This window comes from Actinomycetota bacterium, assembly GCA_035759705.1.
Classification (GTDB): Bacteria; Actinomycetota; CADDZG01; order JAHWKV01; family JAHWKV01; genus JAJCYE01.
Window position 1 is genome coordinate 1 of record DASTUJ010000222.1, and the last position, 10,482, is coordinate 10,482.

The 10,482-nt window shown below is 65.7% G+C and carries 10 protein-coding genes; 6 read left to right on the forward strand and 4 right to left on the reverse strand.

Translation table 11 applies throughout. The annotated features are described in order from the left end of the window. Together VFV09_15520 and VFV09_15525 are read left to right on the forward strand one after the other, a co-directional pair. Window positions 1-342 (forward strand): M23 family metallopeptidase (locus VFV09_15520; protein ID HEU4869119.1); only part of this gene is annotated, 342 nt, incomplete at its 5' end. Between the two features lie 10 nt (window positions 343-352). Next, window positions 353-748, forward strand: coding sequence for an FKBP-type peptidyl-prolyl cis-trans isomerase (locus tag VFV09_15525; GenBank protein HEU4869120.1), 396 nt, complete (start codon window positions 353-355; stop codon window positions 746-748). On the opposite strand, the gene map is transcribed toward VFV09_15525, so the two are convergent. Further along, complete coding sequence (gene map / locus VFV09_15530) at window positions 745-1,491, reverse strand: type I methionyl aminopeptidase (GenBank protein HEU4869121.1); 747 nt, start codon at window positions 1,489-1,491, stop codon at window positions 745-747. The genes VFV09_15525 and map overlap by 4 nt on opposite strands. Before the next feature lie 195 nt (window positions 1,492-1,686). Between map and VFV09_15535 the strand changes: the two genes are divergently transcribed. The 4 genes from VFV09_15535 to VFV09_15550 all read left to right on the forward strand — a co-directional run bounded on the left by VFV09_15535 (window position 1,687) and on the right by VFV09_15550 (window position 6,476). After that, entirely contained in the window at window positions 1,687-2,895 is a 1,209-nt protein-coding gene (locus VFV09_15535) for a tetratricopeptide repeat protein (protein HEU4869122.1), read from the forward strand. Between the two features lie 5 nt (window positions 2,896-2,900). After that, window positions 2,901-4,394: a phospholipid carrier-dependent glycosyltransferase gene (locus VFV09_15540; GenBank protein HEU4869123.1), complete on the forward strand. Its 1,494-nt coding sequence runs from the start codon at window positions 2,901-2,903 to the stop codon at window positions 4,392-4,394. Window positions 4,395-4,420: 26 nt separating this feature from the next. After that, window positions 4,421-5,368: a DUF1698 domain-containing protein gene (locus VFV09_15545; protein ID HEU4869124.1), complete on the forward strand. Its 948-nt coding sequence runs from the start codon at window positions 4,421-4,423 to the stop codon at window positions 5,366-5,368. A 100-nt stretch (window positions 5,369-5,468) separates the two neighbouring features. After that, the gene (locus VFV09_15550; protein HEU4869125.1) at window positions 5,469-6,476 is read left to right on the forward strand and encodes an FkbM family methyltransferase; all 1,008 of its coding nucleotides are present in this window, start codon (window positions 5,469-5,471) and stop codon (window positions 6,474-6,476) included. A 30-nt stretch (window positions 6,477-6,506) separates the two neighbouring features. Here the strand turns inward: VFV09_15550 and VFV09_15555 are convergent, their stop codons facing one another. From VFV09_15555 to VFV09_15565, 3 genes are all read right to left on the reverse strand, one after another. Further along, entirely contained in the window at window positions 6,507-8,111 is a 1,605-nt protein-coding gene (locus tag VFV09_15555; protein ID HEU4869126.1) for a glycosyltransferase family A protein, read from the reverse strand. A 68-nt stretch (window positions 8,112-8,179) separates the two neighbouring features. Beyond that, window positions 8,180-9,478, reverse strand: coding sequence for a glycosyltransferase family 2 protein (locus VFV09_15560; protein ID HEU4869127.1), 1,299 nt, complete (start codon window positions 9,476-9,478; stop codon window positions 8,180-8,182). Window positions 9,479-9,482: 4 nt separating this feature from the next. Next, a partial coding sequence (locus VFV09_15565) for a Wzt carbohydrate-binding domain-containing protein (protein ID HEU4869128.1) occupies window positions 9,483-10,482 on the reverse strand: 1,000 nt, incomplete at its 5' end.

A 10,482-nucleotide genomic window follows, 5' to 3' on the forward strand; every position in this document is an offset into this window, starting at 1 on the left:
CGCTCGGGCGGTCGCAGCCACCAGGGAACGGACGTCATGTCGCCCTGCGGCGCTCCGGTGATCGCGGTTACCGACGGCAGCATCCAGCGGCTCGCGTCGAGCGGGGCCGGCGGGACCTCGCTCTACCTTAGGGCCAGCAACGGCGACGTCTTCTTCTACGCGCACCTGCGTGGCTACGCCCCGGGAATCGGCGCCGGCAAGCCGGTGTCCGCCGGCCAGGTGATCGGGGTCAACGGCAACTCAGGGAACGCCAGCGGCGGCCCGTGCCACGTCCACTTCGAGTGGCACCCCAGCGGCGGCCGCCCGGTTAACCCGTACCCGCTTCTCGCGTCCGCCCGATAGTCTGAAACACATGGAACCCTTCGACATCTCCTCCGACATGGACACCAAGCCCGAGGTCCCCTCTCCGAGCGGACCGCCACCCAGGGAGCTCTACTCGACCGACGTGGTCAAAGGAACCGGCCCTACGGCGGTCTCCGGCGAACGGGTCTCGGTTCACTACGTGGGCGTCTCCTACTCAACCGGCGAGCAGTTCGACTCATCGTGGGACCGCGGGGAGCCGTTCGGTTTCCCGCTCGGCGCAGGCAAGGTCATCCCCGGCTGGGACTACGGCGTGTCCGGCATGAAGGTCGGAGGCCGCCGCCTTCTGGTGATTCCACCGAACATGGGTTACGGGTCCCGGGCCGTGGGCTCGATCAAGCCAAACGAGACCCTGATCTTCGTGGTCGACCTGCTGAAGCTCGGCTAGAGCGCAGTCAGAATCCTCGGGCCGTCGACGGTCACCGCCACCGTGTGCTCGAAGTGGGCCGACAGGCTCCCGTCGGCGGTCACCACCCCCCACTGGTCGTCCAGGGTTTTGGTCTGCCACCCGCCGGTGTTCACCATCGGCTCGATGGCCATCACCCAGCCCTCCTCCATGACCGGGCCCCGGCCCGCCTTGCCGTAGTTGGGCACCTGGGGGTCCTCGTGTAGCGAGCGGCCGATGCCGTGCCCGACGAACTCCCTGACGACGCTCATCCCGGCGTCCTCGATGACCTCCTGGATGGCGTGGCCGACGTCCCCCAGTCGGTTGCCCGGCCTGCAGCAGGCAATGCCGGCAGCCAGGGCGTCCTGGGTCACCTGGAGCAGCCTGCGGGCCTCCTCCGAGACCTTCCCGACGGGGAACGTGTACGCGCTGTCGGCGTGCCACCCCTCGAGGATCAGCCCGAAGTCGGCGGAGAAGATGTCGCCCTCCTTCAGCTTGCGGCCGTCGGGGATCCCGTGGACCACCATCTCGTTCGGTGACGCGCAGATGCTGGCCGGAAAGCCGCGGTAGCCGAGAAACGAGGGGACGGCGCCCCGAAGGCGCATGGAACGCTCCGCCATCTCGTCCAGCTCCTTGAGGGTGACGCCGGGCCGTATGACCTCGCCCATCTCCCGGATGACCTCTGCGAGGACCCTCCCGGCGCGGGCCATGAGATCCACCTGCTCCGGGGTCTTGCGTACGATCATCAGGCTGCCTTCCCAAGGGTTGTAGGGCCGGGCAGCCCATCGGTGATGGTACCTCCCACAACCGGTGTGCGGCGAACGGGGGGACGGCTCCGGGCCCGAGACTGCGGTTTGGTGGATTAAGAGTTTGCGGGGCGACGATAATGAACCGGACCAGGCCGGCTGAACTCTTCGGAACATTCGCGTAAGGACGCTGAGATGGACCTCAAGGTTGTGAGCGGAAAGACTATCGAGCTGCCCGCCGAATTCTTCTCGGGGGACGAACCCACCGACCCGTTGACTCCGCGAATCGACATCGTGGATCCCAGCGGCGAGGTGATCGTCTCGAACGGGGTTCCCGCGCGCAGCCGCAAAGGGGTCTACTTCTACAACTATCCCGTTCCGGCCGGCGCGCCGGTGGGGACGTGGAAGGCCGTCTGGTCCGCTCGGATCGACGGGTCCCGGGTCTCGGCAGCGGATCTGTTCGAGGTCTCGTCCCCGGTTGCGGCCGGCGCCAAACCGGCGGCACCGGCGGCTCCGCTCGCCGCACCGGGCGCTCCGGCCGGCCCCAGGCCCGCGGCCCCCGCTCCGACCGAAACGCCGAAACAGCCCGCCGTCGCTGCGGCGGCCAAACCCCCGGAGCCCGCCGTTTCGAAGTCCGCGGAAACCCTGGATCCCGAGGCCGACTCCCCGGAAACGACCAGGCCGGGCCCCTCCAAGAGCGGAAAGGGCGGAGTCGGAAAGCGCGCCCGCAAGCGGGAGACCGCTGCAGCAGCCGCGGCGGCCCCGGCCACAACCGCGACAGAACCCGAAGCCGAATCGCCGGAAAGACCCCGGCACCGGAAAGGGCGCGGCACGGAGGGGGCGGCGCCCCGTTCGAGGCTCTCGATGGGCAAGGCACTGCTCATCCTCGCCGCCCTGGGGGTCGTCCTCTCCTCGATCTGGTTCAGCCCCCGCCGGGACGACACCCTCCAGGCCAAGATCGATGAAGGGGTAGCCGCGCAGAAGGCCGGCCGCACCGACGAAGCCGAGAGGCTGTACGAGGAGGTCCTCAGCAACGACCCGAACAACAAGCTCGCCAACTTCAACCTGGGGGTGGCCGCCCAGATAGCCGGTGACATGGAGAAGGCCGAGGGCCTCTACGAAAAGAGCCTCGACGCAGATCCCAAATTCCTTCCCGCTTTGTTCAACCTGGCCATCCTCCAGGAGCGGACGGACCGGGCCGAGGAGTCTGCCGAGACCTACCGGCGGCTGCTCGAGCAGTATCCGGACAACGGCCCGGCGCACCTCAACTACGGCTTTCTTCTGACCCAGAAGCTGAACAAGCCCGACGAGGGCCGGGAGGAGTTCCGGAAGGCCGTCGAGAATGATCCGACCCTGGCCCCGCGAATCCCGGCAGACATGCGGCCCGCCCCGGCCGCGCCTTAACCGGTTTGCCGCAACTCAGGGTCCCTTCAGCCCCGGCTTCATCCGACCGAACCCGCGGTCCCGGCACGCGGGCCGGATCTATTCGTTCCTTCCTGTCCTCTCCCGCCGCCCCGATTCGCCTGCTGGTCGCGGTTTCGCTGCTCAGCCTGATTTCCCGGGCGGCGTGGATCGCCCGGCCGAGGGTTCTGCTCTTCGACGAGAACTACTACGTCAACGCCGCCCGCCGGATGATCGGGGTGCGGATGGCCGCCGATCAGATATACGCCGCCTCGCCCGCAGGGCTCGACCCCAACTTCGCCCATCCGCCCCTGGGGAAGGTGCTCATCTCCATGGGAATTCGCACCTTCGGGGACAACCCGCTGGGGTGGCGGTTCGCCAGCCTGCTGTTCGGCAGCTACGCCATCCTGGCTCTCTACTGGCTGGCCCGGTCGGCGGGGTTCAGCTCATGGGTGGCGCTCGGGGCCGGCTCGCTGATGGCGGCGGACACGATGTTCTTCATCCACGGCAGGATCGGGACCCTCGAGATCCTGGTCCTTGCGTTCATGCTGGTCGGTTGCGCCGTGTACCTGGACGGTCGCCCGGCGCTGGCAGGGGTGATCCTGGGGGTCGGCGCCTGTGTGAAGCTCGTGGGGTTTTTCCCGCTGCTGATAATCGGCTTCTACGAGCTCTTTAAAGCGATCCAGGCCGCGTCGCCGGCCCCTCGGGATGGGTCTTCGCCGATAAGGCGCTCGCTCGCTGCCCTCCTGCCCAAGGTCAAGATCGTGGCTTTGACCGGCGGGATAGCGGTCGCCTCCTATCTCGGCGTCCTGTACCTCCTCGACCTCAGGTTCACCAACTTCAACAACCCGGTGGAGCACACCAGGGCGATGCTGACCTCGTTCCAGGGCTCGGGCCTGGACAGCTCGATCACCGACATCATCGAGCCGCGAGCGCTGGTGACCGAACAGGGCCCGGCGCTTGCCGGTGAGGTAGCGCCCACCCCGGGCCCGCAGCCGCTGATCCGCCGGCAGGACCAGGATCTGTACCTGGCTCCGCACTCGGCGCCGTGGGAGTGGCTGGCCAACCGCCAGGCAATCTCCTACTACCGGGCGCCCTCGACCCGGGGCGAGGTCCGGTCCTGGTCGCAGTTCGGGCTCTGGAGCTCCGACCGGATCCACTTCAAGGCTCTGCTGAACCCGGCGATCATCTTCCTGGCGATTCCCGGTCTCGCCTTCGCCGCCTACCGGGCGTGGAAAAAGAAGGTGAGCGCACCACTCGTCCCGCTGGCCTGGTTCCTGGGGACCTGGCTGACGTTTGTTGCGATCTACAAGTTCCGGCCCCAGTCTGCCGGGCACATCTACTACATGGTCTCGGTGATGCCGGCGGTCTACCTGGCGGTTGCCTACCTCTTCTCCCGCTGGACGCGGGCCGCGCGGTTCGACCCGGTGCCCTACTACGGCGCCCTGGTCGTGGTCGCCTTCCTGCTCTACTTCCCCTTCAAGACCTGGGGCGGAGTCTGACGGCGCCCCGAGTAGGATTGGCCCCGATGCCCAGCCCCCGGTTCCCCACCTCTCGAGAAGAGATCGAGCAGTCCGATTTCTTCACCGAGGACTGGTACTACAGCATGGAGCTGCTTCCGGGCGTCTACACCCCGGGCGCGAACCACCGGAACATCGGCCTTACCCGCAAGCTGCTGGCCCGGACCGAGGTCGAGGGCAGGAGTTGCCTGGACATCGGGACGATGGAGGCTGCGGTTCCGGTTCTGCTGAGTCGCCGGAAGGCGTCACCGGTGGTAGCGGTCGACCTGTTCAACTGCGACGACCGGATCGAGGCGGTCAAGCACTACACGGGGGCGCAGTTCGACTACTTTCCGGGGCTAACGCACGAGCAGACCGCTCCCTACCTCGAGGAACGGGGATTCGCCAACTTCGACATCGTCGTCCTGTCCGGGGTCCTTTACCACTGCTACGGGCCGATGCACGTGCTGGCAATGGCCCGGTCGCTGCTCCGCACCGGGGGGCTGCTCATCGTCGAGACGCTGGGGATGATCGAAGCGGAGCCCTCAATGGCTTTCAACGCCCAGGGTCGCTTCTCACCCGACCCCACGACGTTCTTCCTGCCGTCGGCCGGGTTGCTCGAGTACGCCCTGCGCTACTTCCAGTTCGCTCCGCTGGATGCATTGAGCGGCAACCACCACAGGGCGGGAGGGCGGTTGCTCGGCCGCATCGCGATGGCGTGCCGGGCGACGAACGAGGTTGCGTCCACCAACGACCCCTGGATGAAGGATGCCGTCAGCATCGTCGAGTACACGGCCCGCTTCAACTGGAGGCAGGTCGACCGGACCGGGTCTGACCCGCCGAACTACGACGCCCCGGATTCGCTGGTCCTGGACGAGCCGACGGCAACCTGCAACGCAACCCGAACGGTACTCAAGGGGCCGCCGGTGGACCTTCCGGAACGGGTGGCGAAGATCGCTCTGGACGACCTGTATTAGCCGCAGGTCAACTGTTGTCGAGGGCGGCCGCTCCCCGGCCCGGCAGGAGCCAGTGATATAGCCTCTTGAAACTACTGTCGAGGAAGATGAGAGCCGACATTTGGAGAATGAGAATGCCGAGGTGCGCTTGTTCGGGGTGCTGGCGGACCAGATTGAGCCCAAGTGGATGGTCGACGTCGGCGCCCACAGGGGAACCATGTTCCTGCCTTTCCTCCAGGCCGGTTGGAGGATCGATGCGTTCGAGCCGTTCACGTCCAGCTTTGAGTGGCTCGAGTCCCAGTTTGGACACAACGAGCGGGTAGTGCTTCATCCCGAGGCCATGAGCGACACCTCCGGGACCAAAGCCTTTCACCTGGCGACCTCTCTCGACGGAGAGCAGGCGCACGACTTCTACCACAGCCTCGAAGTCCTCCGCGACGACGACTTCCATCGCAAGGGAGACATCGTCGAGGTAACGACGGTCTGCATCGACGACCTGGTCGAGCTGGGGGCGCTCCCCCCCAAGGTGGGCGTGCTCAAGATCGACACCGAGGGCCACGACCTCCAGGTGCTGAAAGGGGCCGGCCGGCTGAGCGCGGAGGTGGTGTGCGTGGAGTTCTGGTGTCCGGAACACCCTCAGGGGCCGAGCCCGTATCCGCCCGAAGAGATCGTTGAATTGATGCGGGAGCGGGGGTACTCGAACTACATCGTGGTCGAACACGATCTCGCCGACAACGCTCGCTTCCGCGCCTCCCTCAGCGACGTACCGCCGGAGGCTTGGGGCAATCTGCTCTTCTTCCGAAGCAAAAGCGGCCCCTATGCGAGCACCTGGGAGTGGTGGGGCACCCAGCATCACCTGCATCTGGAGTCGGGACTCGCCGAAGCCGAGCAAGCACTGGTGGACAAAGAAAAGGTGATCCGCGAGCAGGCAATTGCCATGCGCGAGCAGGCGGCGGGGCTGGATGCGCTCCGCACACAGCTGGAGACCCTACTGGTGCAGTTGGAGAACGTGCGCTCGGTGGGCGGGGCGGCCAGAAATCTGACCAGGGAGGTCTATCGAACGCTCGGGGACCTGAAAAGGAGTTTGTACGGGCGAACCGGTCGTAGGACTCAAACCCCTGAGAATTGAAGGAGCCTCCCAGGCCCACCCCACGCTTCCCTACCGCACCAGCATCCTCTCGAGCCCGAAGCCGAGATAACGCCGGTCGACGCCGAGGCCGTGCGCGGCTGCATTGATGGGTTCGTCGTTGCGAAACTCGATTACCACCCTGCCGTTGCGAAAATCTGCCCGCGTCAATTCAAGCTCGACCACGACTTGCGGCTGTTCCCAATTCGCTTCGATCAGACCGGCGCGCCTCCCGTTGAGCGCAACCGATCCAGTTGCACGAGCAAACTTCGGATGGACGAACATCCGGCCTTCGATCCGGATACTCCTTGGGCGATCCCCGCGAGGGCCGAGGTCGAAAACCACGTCGGCCCGTCTCGCAACGCTCCAGACGCCCCATGATTCCGGCTCATCCCAACCCGAGCGAAGCGCGAGCGCGCCGTTGCCCAGGGACGAGAAGTCGACATCTCCCCGCGAAAGCGTTCGAACCGGTTCGGACGGCCCGGGCAGCTCCACCGGCGCCACGAACGGAGGAAGCAAACCCGACAGAAGACGAGCGGCTTCAGCCACGTTGCATACCCCAACCCGGCTGCAGTCGATATCGATGACCATTGAGTCGGGGCCCAGTGCCTTGACCCCAGTTGCCGGTGGGGCCGTATCGGTCGAAGGCGGTGGAATCATGAAGCGCTCCATGTCGACCCCATTGAGGGAGGCAGTTCGACGGATGTCGGCAAGACCGGTTTCGTAGTCGTCGAGCCCGGCGTTCAGGGAGTCGAGTGACCGCTGGATCAGGTTGACGTAGTTGATCGTCGGATCGGTATCCGGGAAAAGGCGCTGCTTCATGATCAACATCTCGTTGGCCGCGAAAAGGATGCTGTTCCTGGTGTTTGGCAGGGACGGGTGAAAATTCAAGCCGTCGAAGGCCGCCTTCTCCGCCTCCAGCCGCAGAGAGGCGTCCCGGGTGAAGTGCAACCGCGACCCGGTGCTGTTGTGAGACAGCCCGTGCATCGACATGATGCGGTGAACAAGGATGCAGGACGACCCGTAGAACGCGTCGACAACTGCAGATGCGATGTCGGGAGCGGTCGAGTGGAAGTACGACCCCAAAGACCGCTTGACCCTGTCTATGAGCTCACGGCTGACGACCGAATGCAGGATCATCGGCATCGAGTAGTGATTGGCCTGGAAGCGGTAGGCGCGCTCCAGGAGGATCCGGGGATCCTGCCTCTCGCAGCCCGAGGCGGGGAGATAGGCCTGAAGCCGGTTCTGTCGCCCAACTACCAGCGAGCTCGGCCAAAAGTAGGCCGCCGGGTGCCAGGTAAGCATCTCGGAGGGAAATCGCTCGAGAACTTGTGCGGCGACCGAGCAGGCGGTGGGGAGGATCCCGTCGTCGTCGCCCATCATCGTTAGATACCGACCGGTGGCGCTCGAGACCGCGCGCTCCCAGTTTTCGGACATCGATATCCCGTCGTCTGTCTGGACGTGGCGGGTCCGGTGGTCGCCAATCTCGGCCACCACCTGAGCTGTGAGTGGATCTGCCCCGACCTCGTGAACGATGATTTCCGTGTCGGGGTAATCCTGGGCGACCGCCGTCTGCAGGGCGTAGCGCAAGGTGTCGGGGCGCCGGCGGGTTGGGATGATGACTGAAAACTCGGGCAACTGCATCTCCGGGTTCGTGGGGCTCTCGTGGAGCGGCCCGGCGACTGGTTCCGGTGGGCCGGAGTAGTTTAAGCGAGGTCCGATGGTTGCATGCTTGCCCGGGCCTCTAGCTGTGCCAGCAGGGACGCCGCTTCCCCCTCGGCGGCCCGAATCTTTTCGAGCTGCACCTCACAACGCCTTCTCCAATCTTCCAGCTGGCCGGCGACCCCGCCAAACCAGCGCACCAACTCCGCCGAGGGCGGGCGGAAGAAGCGCGCCCACGGCGTGGTGGAGGGCTTGCGATCTCCGGGCGGGAGCGGCGCCTCTCCTGGATCGGCTCCCATGTGGCTGGGCGGCCCGACCGGTGGGATCTCGTCCCCTCCGGCGGCAACGAGCTTTCGCCGCGCCTGGATCTCGTGATGAAGAAAGTCCAGCAGTTCCGCCCGTTCGCCGGATGCCCGGCGAAGAGCCTTCAGCTCACGCTCGGCCTCACGTACCTCGAATCTGTAGTCAAACCGCCGCCGGAACGTGTTCCGGGTGAAATTACCGAGCGCGGCGCCGGCGAGCCTCAGACGGTCCGCCGCTCCTCCGGAGGCCCCCAGCGCCCGCAGCAGAAGGGTGAGTTTGGTCTCGAGGTCGAGAAGGAGCACGTCGAAGGGGGAGACGCTGCGGCCCATCTGCCTGGCGGTCGACGATGCGGAGGACCGGTAGGTGCGGAGGGCCTCGGGTAGCACGGCAATGCGTGCCCGGCATGCCACCGAGGTGAGGACGTCGATCTCCCAGTTGAAGACATGCGGCCGCCCGGTGCGGGTGCGCTCCGGGATCGGGATCTCGCTTAGATGCGCGCGGCGGAAGATCCCGTGGCAGGTCATCTCGAGCCAATCGTGCGGCCAGCAAAACAGATCGCGCCTCGACTCCGGCCAGTGGCGTTCGGGATGAAGCTCCGGGAACTCGATCACCCGCGGAGCCTGATCGTCTTCCTCCGTGACGAAACGAATCCAGGTGTCGCACAGTGCGATGTCGCCGTTCCGCTCCAGGTGGGCCACTACCTTGCCGAGGTAGGCCGGATCGGAAAGAAGGTCGTCATGATCGAGCCACCCGAAGTACTTGCCCCGGGCCTCGTCGCGCACGCGCAGGAAGTTGGGCAGCAGCCCGATGTTGGTGGGGTTTCGGAGGTAGCGGATGCGGGGATCCGCTTCGGCGAAGTGACGGGAGATTTCAGGGGTTCTATCGTCCGAGGCGTTGTCGCAGATCACCACCTCGAGGTTGGTGTAGGTCTGACCCAACACCGACTTCAGTGCCTCGGCCAGGTGGGTTTCCCCGTTGTAAACCGGCATCCCGATCGTGACCAAAGGCTCGACCTTTCGATCGTGGGGGACGGCGCTCATCGCCTCATCCTACGGGAGGGTTGTCAACCATCGTCGAGCGTGAGGGCACCCTCGGAACTTCCAATTTTGTTATCTCGATCTCGGTCTTCAGGTCGATGTAGCCCTTGTCCCCGCTAAGCCCCCGGACCCGGAAGTAAAGGCAGTCACGCCAGAAGTCGATCGGCTCCGACGCGGTGTTGTCGACTACTGCCACGGTGATCATGTACCGGCCGGGCAGGAGGTCGAGAACCTGGCGGAAGACGACCTCCACCGCGTCCCCGGGCCCGAATGACCCCACGGGGGCGTCTCGGGAGAGCGTGTTTGTCCCGAACAGGTCCTTGCCGTCCTCGGCGGTCAACTGGAAGCCTATAACCGGGTCTTCGACGTCTCGGTTGAACTCCACAACCACTTTCAGAGCGGTCGCATCACCGGTCGAGATCTTGTCCACCGGGGTGTCCGATGCGTCGCAAAGATTCACCGATGCGATCTTCCCCTCCCCGGTCCCCCACCGCTTGGAGGGTCTTGTTGGGACCTGCGCCGCCGGGTCGGCCTCCCGTTCGGCGAGCACCCGCTGCTGGTAGAGGCTCACCACCTCCCGGGACGGGCCTTCGGCGATGATGCGGCCCTCGTCCAGAAGGATCGCCCGGTCGCACATGCGCATCGCCGAGTGGGTGTCGTGCGTCACCAGGAGCAGTGTCCGCCCCCGCCGGCGGGTTTCGTTGAGCTTGGTGAAGCACTTGGCCTGGAAGGCGGCGTCGCCGACGGCCAGTATCTCGTCGAGGAGCAGGACGTCGGGGTCGACCTGGATTGCGATGGCGAACCCCAGGCGCACGTACATCCCCGAGGAGAAGTTGCGCACCGGGTTGTCGATGAAGTCGCCGACGCCGGAGAAGTCGACGATCTCGTCGTAGAGAGCGTCGATCTCGGAGCGTTTCATTCCGAGGATTGAGCCGTTGAGGTAGATGTTCTCCTTGCCGCTGAGGTCCGGGTGGAAACCCGCTCCCAGCTCCAGAAGGCCGGCCACC

Bases quoted from the DNA above. Each gene is read 5' to 3' on its own strand.
- VFV09_15525 (HEU4869120.1), top strand. From the start codon at position 353: ATGGAACCCTTCGACATCTCCTCCGACATGGACACCAAGCCCGAGGTC.
- map (HEU4869121.1), bottom strand. From the start codon at position 1,491: ATGATCGTACGCAAGACCCCGGAGCAGGTGGATCTCATGGCCCGCGCC.
- VFV09_15535 (HEU4869122.1), top strand. From the start codon at position 1,687: ATGGACCTCAAGGTTGTGAGCGGAAAGACTATCGAGCTGCCCGCCGAA.
- VFV09_15545 (HEU4869124.1), top strand. From the start codon at position 4,421: ATGCCCAGCCCCCGGTTCCCCACCTCTCGAGAAGAGATCGAGCAGTCC.
- VFV09_15560 (HEU4869127.1), bottom strand. From the start codon at position 9,478: ATGAGCGCCGTCCCCCACGATCGAAAGGTCGAGCCTTTGGTCACGATC.